We start from the raw sequence: 20,427 nt of genomic DNA on the forward strand, positions 1-20,427 counted from the left end.
CTTTTTCCAGCAAGGTCCCGTTGACATCATGAGCCGACAAGAAGCCGTCGCCCGCGCGGCGACCTATTTCGATCGCGGAGATTTCCGCACCGATCTGGCCCGCCGCGTCGCCATGCCCACTGAGAGCCAGACGGGGCAGAGCCTGGACACGCTGCGCGCCTATCTTACCGACGAGATCATTCCCACCGTTGGCAAGCTCGGCTTCGCCTCGCGCGTGGTGGACAATCCAGCGCCTGGCCACGGCCCCTTCCTGATCGCCGAGCGCCATGAAGCAGACGGCCTGCCCACTGTGCTGCTCTATGGCCATGGCGATGTGGTGTTCGGCCAGGATGCGGGCTGGCGCGAGGGCCTGAAGCCCTGGGCGCTGGTGGAGGAAGGCGACCGCTGGTACGGGCGCGGCACCGCCGACAATAAGGGGCAGCATTCCATCAATCTGGCCGCCCTCGAACAGGTGCTGGCCGTGCGCGGCGGGCGACTCGGCTTCAATTGCAAGCTGCTGATCGAGATGGGCGAGGAAGCCGGCTCGCCGGGCCTGCGCGAGATGGCCCGCCAGGAGCGCGCGGCGCTCCAGGCGGACGTTCTGATCGGCTCGGACGGACCGCGCCTCTCCGCCGTGCGCCCCACCGTGTTCCTGGGATCACGGGGCGCGTTCAATTTCGAATTGGAGGTCAATCTGCGCGCGGGCGGACACCATTCCGGCAATTGGGGCGGCGCGCTCTCCAATGCGGGCACGCTGCTCGCCCATGCCATTGCGAGCCTCGTGGATGCCAAGGGCAGGATCCTGGTGGACGGCCTCAAGCCCAAGGAGATCCCCGCTTCTGTGCGCGCTGCCTTGGATGGCATTTCGCTGGAGCAGGGCATGGGCGATCCGGACATCGATCCGGACTGGGGCGAGCCGGGGCTCACGCCGGCCGAGAAGGTCTATGCCTGGAACACGCTCGAGGTACTCGCCTTCGTCACCGGGGCGCCGGACAAGCCCGCCAATGCGGTGCCTCCCTCTGCCAAGGCCACCCTGCAATTGCGCTTCGTGGTGGGCACCGATCCAGAGACGGTGATCCCCCTGGTGGAGGCGCATCTGGCGGCGCGGGGCCTTGGCATGGTCAAGGCGCGCCCCGCCCGCTCGGCCACGTTTGAAGCCACGCGGCTCGACCCGTCCGACCCCTGGGTCGACTGGGCGCTCGCCTCCATTGCCCGCACCACCGGCAAGACCCCGGCACTGCTGCCCAATCTCGGCGGCTCGCTGCCCAATGACGTGTTCGCCCTGATCCTCGGCATGCCCACGGTGTGGGTGCCCCACTCCTATCCCGCCTGCTCCCAGCACGCCCCCAACGAGCATTTGCTCGCCTCGGTGGCGCGAGAGGCGCTCCAGCTCATGGCGGGGCTGTTCTATGACCTGGGCGAAGAGGGCGGTGCGGTGCTGCAGGCGCGGGCGGCCTGATCCGCCATCGCACGCCTCTCCGGAAAGGCCGTCCCTCGGGGCGGCCTTTTGCTTTCTGAGGGACGCGTCAGAAATCCAGGGGTCGATTGTCCACCACTTCCTTGATGACGAAGAAGGTGCGGGTCTGCCGCACGCCCGGCAAGGCGATCAGGCAATTGGCATGGATGCGGTTGAAGTCCGCCATGTCGGACACCCGGATCTTGAGGAAATAGTCGAAATCGCCGGCCACCAGATGGCAGTCGAGCACGAAGCTCAAGGCCGCCGCCGCCGCCTCGAAGGCGGCGAAGCTCTCCGGCGTCGAGCGATCGAGCACCACGCCCACCATCACCAGCGCGCCCCGATCCACCTTCTGCGGCGCCACCATGCCCCGGAAGCCGGAAATATAGCCCTCGCGCACCAAAGCCTGGGTGCGCCGGTGGCAGGTGGCCGGGCTCAGTGCCACCTTTTCGGCCAGTTCCGCATTGGACATCCGCCCCTCCTGCTGCAGGAGGCGCAGGATTTTCATGTCGGTTCGGTCGAGCGGCTCTGCTGTGGAAGGTTCTTTCATTTGTTGGACCAAAAACGAGATGAATCTGTCCGCCTACCTATCATAAGAGCGCATAGAAGGAAAATAATGCCATCATAAAGAAAGGACATTTCATCTCATCTATGGCTAGCATCCGGCCCATCAGAACACCTTCCACGGGGTCGGCCATGCTCTCCAAATTCGAACGTTATCCGCTCACCTTCGGTGCCACGCCCATCGAGAAGCTCTCGCGTCTCACCGAGCACCTGGGCGGCAAGGTCGAGCTTTATGCCAAGCGCGAGGACTGCAATTCGGGCCTTGCCTATGGCGGCAATAAGCTGCGCAAGCTCGAATACATCATCCCCGATGCGATCGCCTCCAATGCCGACACACTGGTGTCCATCGGCGGCGTACAGTCCAACCACACCCGCATGATCGCGGCCGTGGCGGCCAAGATCGGCTTCAAGTGCCGCCTGGTGCAGGAAGCCTGGGTGCCCCACGAGGACGCGGTCTATGACCGGGTGGGCAACATCATGCTCTCGCGCATCATGGGCGCGGACGTGCGCTGCGTGGATGACGGCTTCGACATCGGCATCCGCAAGAGCTGGGAAGATGCCATCGCCGAGGTGAAGGCCGCCGGCGGCAAGCCCTACGCCATTCCGGCTGGCGCCTCCGTGCATCCCAAGGGCGGCCTTGGCTATGTGGGCTTTGCCGAGGAAGTGCGGGCGCAGGAAGAGGCACTGGGCTTCAAGTTCGACTACATCATCGTGTGCACCGTCACCGGCTCCACCCATGCCGGCATGACGGTGGGCTTTGCCAAGGACGGCCGCTCGCAGCGCGTGATCGGCATCGACGCCTCCGCCACCCCGGCCCAGACCAAGGCACAGGTGCTGGAAATCGCCAAGCGCACGGCGGACCTGGTGGAGCTCGGCCGCGAGATCACCGAAGAGGACGTGGTACTGGTGGAGGACTATGCCTATCCGGTCTACGGCGTGCCGTCCGAAGAGACCAAGGACGCCATCCGCCTCGTCGCCCGCCTCGAAGCCATGATCACGGACCCTGTCTACGAGGGTAAGTCCATGCAGGGCATGATCGATCTGGTGAAAAAAGGCTATTTCCCGGAAGGTTCCAAGGTGCTCTATGCGCACCTCGGCGGCGCACCGGCCCTCAACGGCTATGGCTACGCCTTTCGCAACGGCTGATCGGTCACACTTTGGCCGTTGGGAGGGAGGCGCCTGCGGGGGACGCCTCCCTTTTTCTTTGGCCCTGCCGGATGCGCTCAGGACGGCCCCCGGGTGCCGATCAGCCGCCGCAGGAGCAAGGTCAGGAGCCCGGCGGCGCACACCACCGCCGCCAGCACTTCGAAGCCGGCGGTAAAGCGGCCGGTATGCTCCTTGATGAAGCCCACCAGATAGGGACCGAAGAAGCCGCCGAGATTGCCGATGGAATTGATGAGCGCGATGCCCGCCGCCGCCGCCGTGCCGCGCAGGAAGAGCGGTGGCACCGACCAGAAGGGGCCGAGCGCGCCATAAAGGCCCACCGAGGCCGCCGTCACCGCAAGGATGGCCAGGGCGTGGGAGGAGGTGTGGACGCTCGCCGCCAGCCCGACGGCGCCCAGGAAGGCCGCTCCCGCCACGTGCAGGATGCGCTCGCGGGAATGGTCGGAATGCCGGCCCCAGGCCAGCATGCCCACCGCGCTCAACGCATAGGGCAGGATCAGGATGAGACCCACCTCGCGGGTGGAATAGCCCAGCGCATGGATGATCTGCGGCAGCCACAGCCCGATGCCGTAAATGCCCACCACGATGCCGAGATAGATGATGCCCAGCAGCAGCACCCGCCGGTCCCGAAGGGCAGGCCACAAGGCATGATGCGTTGCCGCATCGTCTCCGGCATGGTCCGCCGCGAGGCGCGTGGCGATCGCCTGTTTTTCCTGCGCGGTCAGCCAGCGGGCATCCTGCGGCCCATCCGGCAGGAAGAAAAGCACGAGCACGCCCAGGATGCAGGCTGGCACTCCCTCAATGATGAACAGCCACTGCCAGCCGGCAAGCCCCAGAAAGCCGTGGGTTTCCAGGATCGCCGCCGACAAGGGCGCGCCGACCGCGCTGGCGATGGGCACCGCAGCCATGAAGAGGGCGATATAGCGCGCCCGCATCGCGAGCGGGAACCAATAGCCGAGATAGAGAATCATGCCCGGCAGGAAGCCGGCCTCCGCCGCGCCCAAGAGGAAGCGCAGGATGAAGAAGCTGGTGGTGCCCGAGACCCAGGCGGTGGCCGCCGAGATCAGGCCCCAGGTGACCATGATGCGGCAGATCCACAGCCGCGCGCCCACCCGCTCCAGCACCAGATTGCTCGGAACCTCGAACAGGAAGTAGCCGATGAAGAGGATGCCCGCACCCCAGCCATAGACTTCCGGGGAGAAGCCCAGATCGGCATTCATGGTCAGCGCGGCGAAGCCCACATTCACCCGGTCCAGAAAACTGACCAGGTACAAGAGCATCATGAAGGGTATGAGCCGGCGCACCGCCTTCGCGAACGCCCGCGCCTCCACCTCGCTCTCATCAGATATAGCCTGATGCACGATCACCCCCACCCTTGCACGTCCCCGGCCCGCTTGTGGAGCGCCGGGCCGATGCCGTCAACGGCCTGCGCACGGCGGAGGCGATCCAACCGCAGGTGGCTGGTGCAACGCACAAAGTGTGTTGATCAATCGCATCGAACGGGCCCTTATGGATGCCCTGCCTTTGCCGCCTTCCGAGTTGCCTATGCCCCCCTTCGCAGTCGCCCCCCAGCTCCCCCATGCGCAGCAGGCGCTGGATGCCCTCGCAGCGGCGGCGGCGCGCGACGTCGCCCTGCTCGGTGACGATGCCCAAGGCTGGGTTCCGGAGCGACCAGGCGTCGACCATGACGTGCTGATCGTGGGCGGAGGGCAAACTGGCTGCGCTGTGGCCTTCGCCCTGCGCCGCGCCGGGGTCACCCGCACCAGCGTGATCGATGCGGCCCCCGCCGGACGGGAGGGCGTGTGGCGCAACACCGCCCGCATGCGCACGCTGCGCTCCGCCAAGACGCTACCTGGCCCGGAGGGGGGCATCGCGCCCTTGAGCTTCCGCGCCTGGTACGAGGCCAAGTTCGGCGCGCTGGCTTATGAGGCGCTGGTGCGCTGCGGGCGCGAGGACTGGGCCGATTATGTGGAATGGTTCCGCAAGACCGTACAGGTGCCCGTGCGGAACGAGGTCAAGCTCCTGCGCATCGAGCCGATGATCGAAGGGTTCCGCGTGCATCTGTCCGACCATGGCATCGAGACGGTGGAGACGGTGCGCAAGATCGTTCTGGCTACCGGCATGGCGGGCGGCGGCCGGCCTCATATGCCGGCGCTCCTTGCGGCCTTGCCCGCGCATCTGCGCTTGCATTCGGAACAGGAAATCGATTTTGGCGCCCTGCAGGACAAGCGCATCGGCATATTGGGGGCCGCCTCCGCCGCCTTCGACGCGGCGGCGACGGCAGTGGAGCGGGGGGCGTTGAGCGCCGATCTCTTCTGCCGCAGCCCGGACCTCAACCGGGTCAATACGCTGAAAGCCATGTCCTATGCGGGCGTGCTGGACAATTTCCACGATCTGCCGGATGCCGCCCGCTGGGAACTGATGTCCTTCTATCGTCGCCGCGCGGTGGGGCCGATCGCCGATACGGTGCGCCGGGCGACCGGGCTTGCGGCCTTCCGCCTTCATCTGGGCGAAGGCTGGACGGCCGCGCGCGCCCATGGCGCGGGGGTGGAGATCGTCACGCCGAAGGAGACGTATCATTTCGACGTGGTGATTGCCGGCACGGGCTACGATGTGGACCTCTCCACCCGCCCCGAGCTCGAGGGCGTTGCAGAGCACGTCGCCCTCTGGCGGGACCGCTACACCCCGCCGACGGGCCTTGAAAGCACAAGCCTTGGCCTCAGCCCCTATTTGGATGGCGGCTTCGCCTTCCAGGAAAAGGTGCCGGGACAAGCCCCCTACCTGAAGGACATCCATCTCTACAACATGGCCGCCACCACCAGCCACGCCCGCGGCGCCGGCGACATCGGGAGCCTGAAACACGGCGTGCCCCGTTTGGTGCGCGCCATCAGCCGCGACCTGTTCCTGGCCGACGCGGCGCACCATGTGGCGCGGCTGAAATCCTTCGACGAGCCGGACCTCACCGGCGAGGAATATGCCCGCCCTGATGCGCCATAGGCCCAGGCGGATGGGACCTGGGACATCCGTGGCGGTGGGCAAAGGTGTGTTTTTTGTTGGCGGTGCGGCCGCGACCCTATATTGAAGGCAGCGATGCGGGCGTGGCGGAACTGGTAGACGCAGCGGACTCAAAATCCGCCGTCCTCACGGATATGTCGGTTCGAGTCCGACCGCCCGCACCACTCCCCCCATGGTCCGAGGCACCGCATCTCATGGCGCCTCCCGCGCCAATCGGGTGCCGAGCGCAAGCTTTCCTGCAAGTTCATTGGCAGCAGCGCTGAGCATCGCGACGCGCGAGGGCAGCTCTTCGTTCATGATGCGCGGCAGGGGGCCGGTGAGTCCCACCGAATAGAGCACCTGCCCATCCGCCTGGACCACCGGCGCGCCGAGCGCCGCGAGGCCCTCGTCCACCTCGCCGACGCAGGTGGCATAGCCCTGGGCGCGCACGCGGGCGAACTCCTCCCGGATCCAGGCCTCGTCCGTGTGGGTGTTCACCGTCAGCTTCGGGAGATCGGCGGCCAGCGCCTGGCGGATCACCGCCTCGTCCTGGAAGGCAACGATGGCCTTGCTGGTGGCGGCGGCGTTGGGGGGCATCTCGATACCAGGCTGGACATAGGAGCGCCAGCGCACCTCCGGCGCTTGCGAGGCGACAACGAAGACACGGCTGCCGACAAGCCGGGTGACATAGCAGGCCTCGCCCGATTGTTCCGCCAGCGCCACCAAGACAGGGCGCACCAGAACTTCCAACCAACCGTCATCGGCAGTGGAATGCAGCATGCGCGACAGGCGCGGGCCGATCACATAGGCCTTGCCCCCCTGCCCCCCCGCCGCCAGCCCCGTCTTGACGAGGCCCTTCAAGAGGCGATGGGCGGTGGTCTTTGGCAGATCCGACAATTCCGCCACGTCGGCCAGCGCCAGGCCGCCGGGAAAGCCTGCAATGAGTTCCAGGAGGCGCATGTAGCGCTCAAGTGGGCTTTCCGTGCCTGCCTCATCCACCATGGCAACTCCCTCTCTCCCGGTTGTTGACATCACCCGGAGAGCCTTCTAACGTTCGTTCAATAAATAGAACGTTATTCCGATTATCGGAATAAGTCAAGCGAGCGGTGCAGGCGGCCAGCACGAATGTGCCGCCGCTCAATGCGCCCCCGATGCCTTTCAACAGAGGGTTCCAAGATGGATTTCACGAGACAGCAGTTTCTGAAGCTGGCGCTGGCCGCCAGCCTTGCGTCCATCGGCGCGGGCGCGGCCCTGGCCCAGCAGGGAGAGATCCTCGTGGGCGCGACCGTGCCGATGACGGGTCCGCTCTCCCTGACCGGCAAGCAGTATCACAACTCGCTGCGCATGGCTGAACAGGACATCAACGCAGCTGGCGGCATCAACGGCCGCAAGGTCAAGTTCGTGTTCGAGGACACGCAGGCCTCCAACGGCACGGCCGTGAATGCCTTCATGAAGCTGTCTCAGGAGGTGAAGCCGTCATTTTACTTCCTGTCGAGCTATTCCACGCAGAACCTTGCCGTATCTCCCGAAGTGAAGAAAATCGCGGTGCCCGCCATGTATGCGGGCGGCGCCGACGTGGTGGCGGAGGGCGGCAATGAATGGCTGTTCCGCGTGCGCCCAGCCGACAGCGTATCCGCCGCCGGCATGGTAGAGGCGGCCAAGCTCCTGGGCGCCAAGAAGCCCGGCATCCTCTTCATCCAGAACGATTTCGGCCAGGGCGGCGCGCAGATCGCGGCGAAGCTGCTCGAAGCCGCCGGCACGCCGGTGGTCGGCATGGAAGCCTATGGCCAGAACGACAAGGACTTTTCTGCCCAGATGCTGGCCCTGCGCAGCAAGGGGGCGGACGTGATCTTGATGTTCGTCTATCCTCAGGACGGCGCTCTGCTTCTGCGCCAGGCCAAGATGCTGGGCATGAAGATGCCGATCGTGACGTCGTCAGCCGCCTTGGTGCCGGCCGCGCTGCAATTGATCTCCCCCGGCGACCTTGAAAACGTCTCCGGCGTGGTGGACGCTTACATGGACCCGGCTGCGGGCGGTCGCATGAAGGACTTCATCGAACGCTACCGGGCCGCATACGGCATCGATCCCGATCCCTATGGCCTCGCCTATTATGACGGCGCGCTCATCATGGCCGAGGGCATGCGCAAGGTGGGCACGGACCCCAAGGCGCTGCGCGACTGGCTCGCCCAATTGCGCGACTGGAAGGGCATCGGCCATGTCTATTCCTACGATGCCAAGGGCAACGGCGTGCATGACCTGGCCGTGGTCAAGGCCAAGCCCGGCACCAAGACATTCGAGCTGGTGAAGACCATCACGGTCAACTGACAGCTCGAAGCGCGGCCGGCCCGCCCCTCGCCGGCCGCGCCTTTCAACGCCTTCGCCAGTCACGCCCCGCCCGAAGCTCCCTTCGCGCGAATGACCCATCGCGAGCGCAGCATGGCAGATTTCATCCAGTTGTTCGTCAACGGGCTCGCGCTCGGCAGCGTCTATGCGCTGGCCGCGCTGGGCTTCGTGATTGTCTATTCCGCCACTGGCGTGGTGAATTTCGCCGCCGGCCAGTTCGTGATGCTGGGCACCTTCTCGGGTGTGGCCATGATGGTCAATCTGGGCCTGCCCTGGCCCATCGGTTATGGCGCCGCCTTGTTGGCCATGGTGGCCTTCGGGATGCTGTTTTTCACCCTGGTTTATCTGCCGCTGCGGGCCAGTCCGGTGGTCACCGTCATCATCGGAACGGTGGCGGTGGGCATCATCCTGCAGAATGCGGCGCTGCTGGGTTTCGGCTCCTGGCCCTTCCGCCTCACCTCCCCGCTGGAAGGGGTCACCCTCGACATTGCCGGCGCGGTCATCACGGCCCATGCGGCCCTCACCGTGGTGGTGACGGCGGTGCTGGTGGGCCTCATCTGGCTGCTCTTCTACCGCACGGCACTTGGCATCGGCATGCGGGCGGTGGCGCAGGACATGGAGGCGGCCCGCCTGATGGGGCTCAACGTGAACCTGCTGCTGGCGCTGACCTGGGTGCTGGCTGCCGTGCTGGCTGGGATTGCCGGCCTTTTGCTCGGCCCCATGTGGTTCGCCGACGTGAACATGGGCGATCCCATCGCGCTGAAAGCCTTCGCGGCGACCATCATCGGCGGGTTCGGCAGCCTGCCCGGCGCCATTGCGGGGGGCCTCATCGTCGGCCTGACCGAACTTCTGGGCGCCTCCTACATCTCCTCCGCCTACAAGGACCTCATCGCCTTTGTGGTCATGATCCTCTTCCTGCTCGTGCGCCCGCAGGGTGTGTTCGGCGAGCGCATCCAGGACAGGGGCTGAGCCATGCGCCTGCGCCATCCCCTCCTCGCCGCCCTCGTCATCCTCGTTCTCGGCGGTCTGCTCTCCCTGGTGCTCGCCGACTACAGGCTGCGGCTGCTGAATGTGTCGGTGATCTCCGCCATCGCGGTCATCGGCTTCAATTTCGCCTTCGGCCTGGCCGGCCTCATTTCGCTGGGCAGTGCCGCCTTCGTGGGGTTCGGCGCCTATAGTCTGGCCATCCTGACCACGGCGGCGGGATGGTCGCCCTGGCTGGCCATGATCGTCGCCATCGTGGTGACCACGCTCTTCGCGACGATCATCGGTACGCCATTGCTGCGGCTGAAGGGGCACTATCTGGCGCTGGCGACGCTGGGGCTGAATGTCAGCTTCACCATCGTCGCCACCAATTGGATCGGCCTGACTGGCGGCACCAACGGCATTTCCAACATTCCAGGGCTGAGCCTCGCGGGCTTCGCCTTCGATGACGAGCGGCGCTTCCTCTGGCTTGCCCTCCTCTTCCTGGCGGTCTGCGCGGCCATCGCCATCGCCCTCCAGCATTCGCGCCACGGCCGCGCCATGATGGCCGTGCGCGACGACGAGACCGCCGCCCGCATGATCGGCATCGACGTGACGCGGGTGAAGATCGCGGCCCTGTGCCTGTCGGCGGCGTTCGCGGGCCTCGCCGGCGTCTTGTTCGCCACCCACATGCGGTTCGTGGCGCCGGAGGATTTCAACTACGCCCACTCCATCGTGTATCTCGCGATGCTGATCGTGGGCGGCGAGGGATCCGTGGCGGGCGCGATCATCGGCGCGGTGCTGCTGACCTTCCTGCCGGAATGGCTGCGCTTCCTGGGCGATGCCTATCTCGCCTTCTTCGGCCTGATGCTGCTGCTGATCCTCATCTTCCTCCCCACTGGTCTCATCGGTCTCGCGACCCGTGTGCGGGACCTCGCGAAGAAGACTGCGAAGAGGTCGACGCCATGACACTGCTGCAGGCTTCTGCCGTCTCGAAGCGATATGGCGGGCTGATGGCCCTGACCGACGTGGACTTCACCGTTGCGGCGGGGGAATTCGTCGCCGTCATCGGTCCCAATGGGGCGGGCAAGTCCACTTTCCTCAACGTGCTGACGGGACTGGATTTTCCAACCACCGGAACGGTCCAATTCGAGGGCCGTGACATCACCCGCACGCCCACCCATGGCCGCATCCGGGCGGGCCTCGGGCGCACCTTCCAGCACGGCCGGCTGTTTCCGCGCCTGTCGGTGCTGGAAAACGTCATGACCGGCGCGGCCATCCAACCCGGACGCAGCGAGCGGCAGCTGCGGGAGGCCGCCCTGGCCATTCTCGCCCGCATGGGCCTCGCGGATGAGGCGGACCGGATGGTGGGCGCCCTCTCCTATGGCCAGCGCCGCATGGTGGAATTGTGCCGGGCGCTGGCCTGCGGGCCGCGCCTCCTCCTCCTCGACGAGCCGGCCGCCGGCCTCAATCTGGGCGAGGTGGAACTGCTGATGGAGCGCCTCACGGCGCTCAGGGCGGAGCACAGCCTCGCCGTGGTCCTCATCGAGCACAATATGGGCATGGTCATGCGGCTCGCGGAGCGCATCCTGGTGCTGAATTTCGGCTGCCGCATCGCCGAGGGCACGCCGGCGCATGTGCAGCGCGATCCGGCCGTCCTGTCCGCCTATCTCGGGGAGGGCTACAGCCATGCTGGCGATTGAAAACCTGGTGGTCGCCTATGGCGGCAATGTCGCGCTGCACGGTCTTTCCCTGCATGTGAGGGCGGGCGAGACGGTGGCGCTGATCGGCGCCAATGGCGCGGGCAAGACCACCTTGCTGCGGGCCATATCGGGGCTCAACCCCGTCGCCTCCGGCGCCATCCTGTTCGAGGGGCGCCCCATCACCGGCATCGCCAGCGAGAAGCGCGTGAAGCTCGGCATCGCCCAGGCGCCCGAGGGGCGGCGGATCTTTCCCGGGCTCACGGTGGAAGAAAATCTCATCCTCGGCGCCACACCCTGGCGGCGGATGGGCCAATCGGTGGCCGACGATCTCGCTCAGGTGTTCGATCTCTTCCCCCGCCTGAAGGAACGGCGCGTCCAGCTCGGCTGGTCACTGTCGGGCGGCGAGCAGCAGATGCTGGCCGTCGGCAGGGCCATCATGGCGCGCCCGCGCCTTTTGCTGCTGGACGAACCCTCCCTCGGCCTCGCGCCGCGACTTGCGGAGGAGGTCTATGAGCGCATCCGGCAGATCGCCGCCGCTGGCCTCACCATCCTGGTGGTGGAGCAGAACACCGTGCTCGCATTCGCGGTCGCCGATCGCGGCTATGTGCTGGAAAACGGCCGCATCGCCGCCGAAGGCAGCGCCTCTTCCCTCAGACAGGACGACCGCGTCCGCCAAGCCTATCTCGGCCGCTGAACCGGCGCCGACGGAGTGTCATCCATGACCTATCCCGACCCCTCCTCCCGCTCCCAGGCCCTCTATAACCGCGCCCTCAAGAGCCTGCCCGGCGGCAATACCCGGACCACCGTCTTCATGAAGCCCTATCCGGTCTATGCGGCGCGGGGCGAAGGCTGCAGGGTGATCGATGTGGACGGCGTGTCGCGCATCGACTGCATCAACAATTTCACCGCCGGCATCCATGGCCATGCCCATCCCCGCCTGGTGGAGGTGGCCACCCGCCAGATCGCGCTCGGCAGCGCCTTCGGGATGCCCACCGAGGCGGAAATCGATCTTGCGGAGCTGCTCGCCGAGCGCCTCGACAGCGTCGACCATGTGCGCTTCTGCAATTCCGGCACCGAGGCGGTGATGATGGCGCTCAAAGCCGCCCGCGCTTATACGGGCCGCGCCCGCATCGCCAAGTGCGAGGGGGCCTATCACGGCTCCTATGACTATGCGGAAGTGAGCCTGGATCCTGGCCCGGAAACCTGGGGCGCCAATGCGCCGGTCTCGGTGGCCTATGCCAAGGGCACGCCGCCCAATGTGCTCGCCGACACCCTCACCTTGCCCTTCAACGACGTGGACGCGGCGGTCAGCCTCATCCGGGAACATGGGTGGGATCTGGCCTGCATCCTGGTGGACCCCATGCCCAACCGGGCGGGCCTGGTGCCGGCGGACCGGGCCTATCTTGAGGCCCTGCGGGAGGTGTCCCGCGAGGTGGGTGCGCTCCTCATCTTTGACGAGGTCATCACCTTCCGCCTGGGCTACAAGGGGGCGCAGGGGCTGTGGGACATCCAGCCGGATCTGACCACGCTCGGCAAGATCATCGGTGGCGGCTTTCCCGTGGGCGCGGTGTCCGGCGGGGCTGAGTTCATGGCCGTGTTCGATCCCACCTCCGGCAAGCCCGCTTTGCCCCATGGCGGCACCTTCTCGGCCAATCCTGTCACCATGCGCGCCGGCCAGGCGGCCATGGAGATGCTGGACGAGGCCGCCTTCGCCCGGCTCGATGCCATCGGCGAACGCATGCGCGTCGGCACCAATGAGGCCTTCGCCCGCCATGGCGTGCCCGGCCGCGCGGTGGGCCTCGGCTCGCTCGCCAAGATCCATTTCACCGACCGGCCGGTGCGCGAATATCGCAGCGCCTACCCGACTCCGCAGGAGGCCGCGCGCCTCGCCCGCTTCAATCTGGGCCTGCTGAACCGAGGGGTGCTGGCGGCCGGCTATGGCCTGTTCGCCCTCTCGACACCCATGAGCGATGCGGACCTCGACCATATCGTCGAGGCCATCTCCGCCTCCATCGCCGACGTGGCGGCCCTGTAGTTTCAGCCGCCCCGGTCCCGCTTCCATCCCATGAGCGACTTCGGCGGCGGCGCTCCAGGCGCCGGACGGCCCCGCTCACGCGACGAAAAGGCATCCCCCATGTCGACTGCGGTCGATCCCATCACGCGCTCCGTCGTTCAGCACCGCCTCTCCTCCATCGTGGCGGAGATGGGGGAGGCGATGCTGCGCACCTCCTATTCCCAGATCCTCAATTCCAGCCGCGACTTCTCCATCGGCATTTGCGACACCCGCTCGCGTCTGATCGCGCAGGCGGACCATATTCCCGTGCATGTGGGCGCCCTGCCCTGGGCGACGCGGGCGGTGGAGGCGCGCTTCGACGACATCGCCCCCGGCGACGTGTTCCTGCTCAACGATCCCTACCATGGCGGCAGCCACCTGCCGGACCTCACCGCCTTCGTGCCCGTGTTCGCGCAGGGGCGGCGCCTGCTGTGGACCATCGTGCGCGCCCACCAGAGCGACATCGGCGGCGCCACCCATGGCGGCTATAATCCGCAGGCCAGCGAAATCTGGCAGGAGGGCCTGCGCGTGCCGCCGGTCCGGCTTTATGACGCGGGCAAGCTGCGGGCGGATTTCCTCGACCTGCTGGCGCTCAATGTGCGCAATCCCCGCGACTTCCGGGGCGATCTCGCCGCCATGGTGGGCGCGGCGCATTTGGGCCAGCGCCAGCTGGAAAAGCTGTTCGCCGAATTCGGGCTCGACATGGTGGAGCGGGCCGTGGAAGCCATCCTCAATGCCGCCGAGCACCAGACCCGCGCGGTGGTGGCCGGCTGGCGGGACGGCGTGTTCGATGGCGAGGCCTTCCTGGACGATGACGGCCACACCCGCACGGACCTGCGCATCGCCGCCCGCGTCACCAAGTGTGGCAGCGACATCGAGGTGGACCTCACCCAGTCCGATCCGCAGACCGACCGCTTCGTGAACTCCTCCCACGCCAACACCCAGGCCGCCGTGGCCATGGCCTTCGCCTATCTGATCGACCCGCAGACGCCCAAGAATGACGGCGCGCTCCGCCCGCTGAAGGTGGTGCTGAAGCAGGGCACCATCGTGTGGGCCGATCCCGGCCGGCCGGTGACCATGTGCACCAGCCATCCCTCCAATGAAATCGTGGAAGCGGTCATCAAGGCCATGGCCCAATGCTGCCCCGATCGGGCCATGGCCGGCTGGAGCCGGCGCTTCCGGGTGGCGATCCAGGGCGAGGACCCGCGCAATGGACGGCCCTTCATCTGGCATATGTTCCAGGCCCGGCCCGGCGGGGGCGCCTCACCGGGCGGAGACGGATGGTCGTCCATCGGCGAATGGCACACGGTGGGCGGCATCAAGTTCGGCCCCATCGAAGTGGCGGAGGCCCGCTTTCCCCTGCATTTCCGGCACCACGAATTCCGTCCCGATTCCGGCGGGCGCGGCCAGCATCGCGGCGGCCTCGGCGTGGCGCTCGATTTGGTGCTGGAGACGGAGAAGCCGGCGCTCGCCAATACGGCGGGCGATGGCACCCGCCATGGCGCCTGCGGCCTCCAGGGCGGCGAGGACGGTATCCCGCACACCTATCGCCTCCTTTCCGAAGGGCGCCCGCCCCGCCCCCTCAAGACAAAGGAAGTGGGCATCGAATTGCGCCCCGGCGACACCCTGGCAATCCGCTCGGCCGGCGGTGGCGGATGGGGACCGCCCGAACGGCGCGCACCGGCGGCTCACGCGCGCGATCTGGCCCAGGGCCTCGTGACGAAGACCGGGAAGGAGCAGTGACCATGTACGCCATCGGCATCGATGTGGGCGGCACCTTCACGGACCTCGTGGTGATCGGACCGGACCGCAAGGCGGTCTTCGCCAAGTCGCCGTCCACCCCCGCCGACCAGTCGGTGGGTGTGATGGCCGGCCTCGAGGATCTCGCGGCGCGGATCGGGCTCACCCGCGCCGAACTCCTGGCGCGGACCACGCGGCTGGTCCACGGCACTACGGTCGCCACCAACGCGCTCCTGGAGCGCAAGGGCGCCAAGGTGGCGCTGCTGACCACGCAGGGCCATCGCGATGTACTGGAAATGCGGGAGGGCCTGAAGGGCGACCGCTACGACCTGCGCACGCCCCCGCCCGAGCCACTGGTGCCGCGCGAGCTGCGCTTCGGCGTGCGGGAGCGGATCGGGCCGGACGGCGCGGTGCGCATTCCCCTCGACGCCGCCTCCCTGGGGGAAGCGATCGAAGCCGTGAAGCGGTCCGGGGCCACATCGGTGGCGGTCTGCTATCTCCACGCCTATCGCAACCCCGCCCATGAAATCGAGACGGTGGAGCGCCTGAAGCGCGAACTGCCGGGCCTCTATGTGTCCCGCTCCAGTGATGTGTGGCCGCAGATCAAGGAATATGAGCGGGTCTCCACCACGGTGGTGAATTCCTATGTGGGCCCGGCGGTGCAGCTTTATCTGCGCAATCTGGAGCGGAGCCTCGCGGAGGCGGGATTTGCCGGCTCGCTCTTCATCATCCTCTCCCATGGCGGCATGGCGCCCGTGGAGGAGGCCGCGCGGCTGGCGGCCGGAACGGCCCTGTCCGGCCCGGCGGGCGGCATTTCCGGGTGCCGGCGCTGCGCCGAGCTGCTCGGCATTGCCGACCTCATCCCCTTCGACATGGGCGGCACCAGTACGGACATTTCGCTCATCGCCGATGGCCGCGCCATGCTGACCGCCGATGCGGGCTTGGCCGGCCAGCGCATCGCGCTCCGCAGCCTCGACATTGCCAGCATCGCGGCCGGCGGCGGCTCCATCGCAGCGGTGGATGCGGGCGGCACGCTCCATGTGGGCCCGGCCAGCGCAGGCTCGCAGCCCGGCCCCGCTGCCTACGGCCAGGGGGGAACAGCCCCCACCGTCACCGACGCCAATGTGGTGCTCGGCACGCTTGATCCCGATGCCTTCATGGGCGGCCGGCGGCGCCTCGACACGGACGCGGCGGGGGCGGCCGTCGACACCGTCGCGGGCGCCCTTGGCATCAGGCGGGAAGAGGCCGCGGCCGGCATCTACCGGCTCGTGAACCTCTCCATGGCCGACGGCATCCGCCTGATGACCTTGCGCAGAGGCGTCGACCCGCGCCGCTTTGCCATGGTCAGCTTCGGCGGTGCAGCGGGCCTCCATGCGGTGGAGGTGGCGCGCGAGCTGGAGATCCCGCGGGTCATCGTCCCGGTGACGGCCTCCGTACTCTCCGCCTGGGGCATGCTGGCGAGTGACCTGCGCTACGAGGTGAGCCGCACCAGCATCGACACGGGCGAGGCGGATCGCGCCGGCGCCCTACGCCATGTCTTTGAGGAGCTTGAGGAGACCGCCCGCACCCGCATGCAGGCCTGGTTTGATGGCCCCATCCGGATCGAGCGCTCCGCCGAGATGCGCTATGGCGAGCAGGTGTTCGAGATCGATGTAGACCTGGACGGCCTCGACCTGAACGATGGCGACATCCTCTCCCAGATCGACGCCCGCTTCCATCGCCGCCACGAGGAGCTCTACACCTACGCCTCACCGGACCAGGAAGTGGTGTTCGTGAATGCCCGTGTCTCGGCAGTGGGAACGGTGCCTAAGGTAATGGAAGATAACGGCTTCCGCCCGGCCTCCGCGCCCCCGGCCCCGCGCCGAGCGCGCGAAATCCGCCTCCCCGCGCTGATGCGCGTGCCGGTCTATAGGTTCGAGGACCTGCGGCCCGGACACGAGGTCCATGGCCCGGCGCTGGTGGAATCGGAGACCACCACCGTTCTTATCGGCCGAGGGGACAGGATGTACGTCAATAAGCTTGGCTGGCTGGACATCGCGGTGAGCCGGAGCGCCTGATTGTCGGCTCGCGGGACCTCAAGGCTGGAGGGTGCATCCGCGCGGAATGCGGGGACATCCGCCCGGCGCACCCTCCTTCCCCCGAGGAGGCCGCTCCCACAAAGGGCGCGCGCCTATTTTCGCTCCATCGCGCACCCCGGGGCACGCGCGGGATGCCGACAGGTCCACAGGAGCCCCCAACCCGTGGACCGTACCCGGCCGCTTCGTTGCCCCGCGGGCGGGAGCCGGAGGCCGCGACACACCGGGCCCTTGCCAGCATTCCCGTCCTATGACGGGAAATTCCGGTCCCGTCCTGGAATATAATATTAGAAGGCTCCACCCCGCCCGCGGACGGAAGCCCGTTTGCGAGAAGGGGGCTAGCCGAGCGCGCCGCGCCGGGCATGCCGGAACGAGAACCGGGAACGTTCCCGCATCAGGTCTTGTGTCAGCCGCCCTGCCGTCGTTAAGTGGCGCTGAGGCAGGTTTTAGGGGGATGGCTTGGACGACGGGGCGAACGAGCGACACGGGCGGGTCACCATTCACGACGTGGCGGCGGCGGCTGGCGTCTCCAAGTCCACCGTCTCCCGCATCCTGGATGAGCGCCTGCCCCGCTCCGAGAGCGACACCGCCCGCCGGGTGCGCGAAGTGGCGACGAGCCTTGGCTATGTGCGGGACGTGTCGGCCGCCAGCCTGAGGCGCGGCCAGACCCACACCATCGGCGTGATCGTGCCCCGGCTGACCGACACCGTCATGGCCATGCTGTACGAGGCGCTCGCACGGGCCTGCGCGCGCTCCGGCCGCTTCGCCATCGTGGCCACCACCGAGGACGAGCCCCGCGCGGACCGGGCTGCCGCCCAAACGCTGCTCCAGCGGGGCGTGGACGGGCTGGTGCTGTCCACCGCACGGGAGGGCGATGATTTCGCGCGCGAACTGGCCGACAGGGGGGTCCCCTTCGTTCTCGCCTTGCGCAGCGATGGCCGAAGCCTTGCCTCGGTGGGCGATGATCATCTGGGCGGCTATCTTGCCACCCGCCACCTGATCGATCTCGGCCATCGGCGCATCGGCATCATCGCCGGACCGAACTATGCGTCCTCCAGCAAGGGGCGCCTGGAGGGCTACAAGCAGGCTCTGCGGGAGGCCGGAATCCCGCAGGATCCAGATTTGGTGGTGGATTCCACCTTCGGCATCGATTCGGGAGCGGAGGCGGCGGACCAGTTGATGAACCTGCCGCAGCCCCCCACCGCCCTGTTCGCGGTCAATGACAATACTGCCATCGGCGCGCTCTCGACCCTCGCCCGCCGCGGCCTTTCCGTCCCGGGCGACGTTTCGCTGGTGGGCTATAACGACATCCCCATCGTCAGCCGGCTGCCCATCCCGCTCACCACTGTGCGGGTGCCCTTCGACCAGATCGCCAGTTCCGCGCTGGAGCTTATGATGGGCAATCCCGACACGCCCGGCGAACGCACGCGGCTGGCGGCCCCCACCCTCATTCCCCGTCGCTCCACCTCGGCCCCGCGACCATCGCGCTGACGCGGCCGCATTTGCGGACCGACCGTGGGCGAGGTTCGCCCTGGCCTGGCGGGCGGCTTATCTATAATCCCTCTCACATCAGGGACGGAATGGATAACCGGATGTCACCGGATTCGCAGGAGACACGCGCCGCCCGCATCAGCCGGATCCTGGCCGAGCGCATCATTGCCGGCGAGATCGAGCCGGGGACACGGCTGCGGCAGGATCATGTGGCCGAGGAGTTCGGGGCGAGCCATGTGCCGGTGCGCGAGGCCTTTCGTAAGCTGGAGGCGCAGGGCCTGGCGGTCAGCACGCCCCGGCGCGGGGTGAGGGTCGCGGCCTTCGATCTGGCAGAGGTGAGGGAAGTGGCGCAGATGCGCGCGGCCCTGGAGGTGCTGGCCTTGCGCCATGCCGCGCCGAACCTCGCCGCGGCGGACCTCGACGCTGCCGAGGACGCCGCCCGCGCGTGCGACACCTCCGGCGACGTGCGCGCCTTTGAAGAGGCCAACCGCCGCTTCCATCGCCTCATCGTCACGCCCTGCCGGATGGGACGCCTTCTGGCCACCATTGACGACCTCCATGCGGCCAGCGCCCGCTTCCTGTTTGCCGCCTGGCGCTCGAACTGGGAGGCACGGACCGATCACGACCACCGCGCCATCCTGGCCGCTCTGCGCCAGGCCGACGTGGACGGCGCCTGCGCCATCCTCGCGCGGCACGTCCAGTGGATCGGCCATCGCCCAGTGCTGGGAAAGGGTGGCACCGCGCGGGAGGCATTCGCCATCGTGGGCTAATTTATCTATAGTTTAATTGCTTTGCAGCGCGCGCTTATGGCTTCATCATGGAGGGGATGTATTTTAATCTATAGTTCTGAGGAGCGCTCATGACACTCTCCCTCGCAGTCTCCCCGGCTACGCTGCGCAGCACCGCGCGGCAGGGCTTGGCCCTGGTGGCTGGCGTCGCCCTGCTGACGCTGAGCGCCAAGATTCGCATTCCCGTGGGTCCGGTTCCGATCACACTCCAGACCTTTGCCGTGCTTGCTCTGGCGGCGACGCTGGGGCCGCGCCTCGCGCTTGCGACGTTCGTGGCCTATCTGGGGGTCGGGGCGGCTGGTCTTCCCGTGTTCGCCGGCACGCCGGAGCGCGGCATCGGCCTCGCTTACATGGTGGGTCCGACCGGCGGCTATCTGGCGGGCTTTCTCGTGGCGACCCTGGTGACCAGTCTCGCCGCCGAGGGACGCGGCGTGGTCGCGCGGACCGGCGCCATGCTTGCGGGTCTGGGCACCATCTATGGTCTCGGCCTGGCGTGGCTCGCCCTCTACGTGCCCGCCGACAAGCTGCTTGCTTTCGGATTTACGCCCTTCATCATCGGCGACCTGGTGGAAGCGGCCCTCGCCGCCGGCCTGACGCTGGTGGTCAGCCGCGAATGGATGACGCGCCTGCTGCGCTGACGCCCCTGGCTGGCGCGCCGGTCGCGCCAGCCGCCCTTGCCGAAGGTTCAGCTGGCGCGAAAGAAGCGGGCACGGCGGGGCAGAAGTGGCCCCGAGACGCCGTTTGACCTTGCGCCGCCGGCCGCGAAAAAGTAAGCACGCTCCATGCCTCGTCGGCCTGTCGGAGCATAGCGCAGCCTGGTAGCGCATCTGCTTTGGGAGCAGAGGGTCGCAGGTTCAAATCCTGCTGCTCCGACCATACCCATCTTTTCCGACATCTGGGGCATTTCCGGGCGAAGGGGCGCCGGGCCGCGTGAAGGAAATGCCTTGAAAAAAGAGAGAGCGGCGCTGCGTATCCGTGAAACGCTGACGCCCTCCATGGGATGAAGCACCCCGAGGCCGCGGCGCCATCCCCGCATGCACAATCCGCTCCCGATCCTCCAAGCACCGGACGCACGCCTTGCGCCGCAGCGCCTCCGTGAAGAGGAGCGGCGCCC

The 20,427-nt window shown here is 67.4% G+C and carries 17 protein-coding genes and 2 tRNA genes; 16 read left to right on the plus strand and 3 right to left on the minus strand.

Annotated elements, in window-relative coordinates; translation table 11 throughout:
- Positions 1–28 precede the first annotated feature (28 nt).
- Positions 29–1,438: a M20 family metallopeptidase gene (locus tag J5J86_RS10765; RefSeq protein WP_209104890.1), complete on the plus strand. Its 1,410-nt coding sequence runs from the start codon at positions 29–31 to the stop codon at positions 1,436–1,438.
- Between the two features lie 67 nt (positions 1,439–1,505).
- On the opposite strand, the gene J5J86_RS10770 is transcribed toward J5J86_RS10765, so the two are convergent.
- Positions 1,506–1,985 (minus strand): Lrp/AsnC family transcriptional regulator, encoded by a 480-nt coding sequence (locus J5J86_RS10770; protein WP_209104891.1) that lies wholly within the window; start codon positions 1,983–1,985, stop codon positions 1,506–1,508.
- Positions 1,986–2,131: 146 nt separating this feature from the next.
- Here J5J86_RS10770 and J5J86_RS10775 point away from each other — a divergent pair, with 146 nt between their 5' ends.
- On the plus strand, positions 2,132–3,145 hold the full coding sequence (locus tag J5J86_RS10775; protein WP_209104892.1) for a 1-aminocyclopropane-1-carboxylate deaminase: 1,014 nt from the start codon (positions 2,132–2,134) through the stop codon (positions 3,143–3,145).
- A gap of 77 nt (positions 3,146–3,222) precedes the next feature.
- On the opposite strand, the gene J5J86_RS10780 is transcribed toward J5J86_RS10775, so the two are convergent.
- The gene (locus J5J86_RS10780) at positions 3,223–4,536 is read right to left on the minus strand and encodes an MFS transporter (protein ID WP_247658326.1); all 1,314 of its coding nucleotides are present in this window, start codon (positions 4,534–4,536) and stop codon (positions 3,223–3,225) included.
- A 172-nt stretch (positions 4,537–4,708) separates the two neighbouring features.
- Between J5J86_RS10780 and J5J86_RS10785 the strand changes: the two genes are divergently transcribed.
- Together J5J86_RS10785 and J5J86_RS10790 are read left to right on the plus strand one after the other, a co-directional pair.
- Positions 4,709–6,160, plus strand: coding sequence for a flavin-containing monooxygenase (locus tag J5J86_RS10785; protein WP_209104893.1), 1,452 nt, complete (start codon positions 4,709–4,711; stop codon positions 6,158–6,160).
- A 95-nt stretch (positions 6,161–6,255) separates the two neighbouring features.
- A tRNA-Leu gene (locus tag J5J86_RS10790) sits at positions 6,256–6,342 on the plus strand.
- A gap of 28 nt (positions 6,343–6,370) precedes the next feature.
- Here J5J86_RS10790 and J5J86_RS10795 read toward each other — a convergent pair.
- Positions 6,371–7,159 (minus strand): IclR family transcriptional regulator, encoded by a 789-nt coding sequence (locus J5J86_RS10795; RefSeq protein ID WP_209104894.1) that lies wholly within the window; start codon positions 7,157–7,159, stop codon positions 6,371–6,373.
- A 174-nt stretch (positions 7,160–7,333) separates the two neighbouring features.
- On the opposite strand from J5J86_RS10795, the gene J5J86_RS10800 reads away from it, so the two are divergent.
- The 12 genes from J5J86_RS10800 to J5J86_RS10855 all read left to right on the plus strand — a co-directional run bounded on the left by J5J86_RS10800 (position 7,334) and on the right by J5J86_RS10855 (position 20,189).
- Positions 7,334–8,482, plus strand: coding sequence for an ABC transporter substrate-binding protein (locus tag J5J86_RS10800; RefSeq protein ID WP_209104895.1), 1,149 nt, complete (start codon positions 7,334–7,336; stop codon positions 8,480–8,482).
- A gap of 111 nt (positions 8,483–8,593) precedes the next feature.
- Positions 8,594–9,469 carry a branched-chain amino acid ABC transporter permease gene (locus J5J86_RS10805; protein ID WP_209104896.1) on the plus strand — a complete coding sequence of 292 codons (876 nt, stop codon included), beginning with the start codon at positions 8,594–8,596 and terminating at the stop codon, positions 9,467–9,469.
- 3 nt (positions 9,470–9,472) lie between these two features.
- Positions 9,473–10,432 (plus strand): branched-chain amino acid ABC transporter permease, encoded by a 960-nt coding sequence (locus J5J86_RS10810; RefSeq protein WP_209104897.1) that lies wholly within the window; start codon positions 9,473–9,475, stop codon positions 10,430–10,432.
- Positions 10,429–11,166: an ABC transporter ATP-binding protein gene (locus J5J86_RS10815; RefSeq protein ID WP_209104898.1), complete on the plus strand. Its 738-nt coding sequence runs from the start codon at positions 10,429–10,431 to the stop codon at positions 11,164–11,166. Before J5J86_RS10810 ends, J5J86_RS10815 begins: the two co-directional genes overlap by 4 nt.
- Positions 11,153–11,860 (plus strand): ABC transporter ATP-binding protein, encoded by a 708-nt coding sequence (locus J5J86_RS10820; protein WP_209104899.1) that lies wholly within the window; start codon positions 11,153–11,155, stop codon positions 11,858–11,860. The genes J5J86_RS10815 and J5J86_RS10820 overlap by 14 nt, the downstream gene beginning before the upstream one ends.
- Positions 11,861–11,884: 24 nt before the next feature.
- Positions 11,885–13,201 (plus strand): aspartate aminotransferase family protein, encoded by a 1,317-nt coding sequence (locus J5J86_RS10825; protein ID WP_209104900.1) that lies wholly within the window; start codon positions 11,885–11,887, stop codon positions 13,199–13,201.
- Positions 13,202–13,300: 99 nt separating this feature from the next.
- Positions 13,301–14,962, plus strand: coding sequence for a hydantoinase B/oxoprolinase family protein (locus J5J86_RS10830; RefSeq protein ID WP_209104901.1), 1,662 nt, complete (start codon positions 13,301–13,303; stop codon positions 14,960–14,962).
- Between the two features lie 2 nt (positions 14,963–14,964).
- Complete coding sequence (locus J5J86_RS10835) at positions 14,965–17,016, plus strand: hydantoinase/oxoprolinase family protein (protein WP_209104902.1); 2,052 nt, start codon at positions 14,965–14,967, stop codon at positions 17,014–17,016.
- Positions 17,017–17,493: 477 nt separating this feature from the next.
- Positions 17,494–18,525 carry a LacI family DNA-binding transcriptional regulator gene (locus J5J86_RS10840; RefSeq protein WP_209104903.1) on the plus strand — a complete coding sequence of 344 codons (1,032 nt, stop codon included), beginning with the start codon at positions 17,494–17,496 and terminating at the stop codon, positions 18,523–18,525.
- An 89-nt stretch (positions 18,526–18,614) separates the two neighbouring features.
- Complete coding sequence (locus J5J86_RS10845; RefSeq protein ID WP_446698671.1) at positions 18,615–19,295, plus strand: GntR family transcriptional regulator; 681 nt, start codon at positions 18,615–18,617, stop codon at positions 19,293–19,295.
- Positions 19,296–19,384: 89 nt separating this feature from the next.
- Positions 19,385–19,951 carry a biotin transporter BioY gene (locus J5J86_RS10850; protein WP_209104905.1) on the plus strand — a complete coding sequence of 189 codons (567 nt, stop codon included), beginning with the start codon at positions 19,385–19,387 and terminating at the stop codon, positions 19,949–19,951.
- 161 nt (positions 19,952–20,112) lie between these two features.
- Positions 20,113–20,189: transfer RNA gene (locus J5J86_RS10855), tRNA-Pro, on the plus strand.
- Positions 20,190–20,427: the final 238 nt, after the last annotated feature.

It is taken from the genome of Aquabacter sp. L1I39 (assembly GCF_017742835.1).
Taxonomy (GTDB): Bacteria; Pseudomonadota; Alphaproteobacteria; order Rhizobiales; family Xanthobacteraceae; genus L1I39.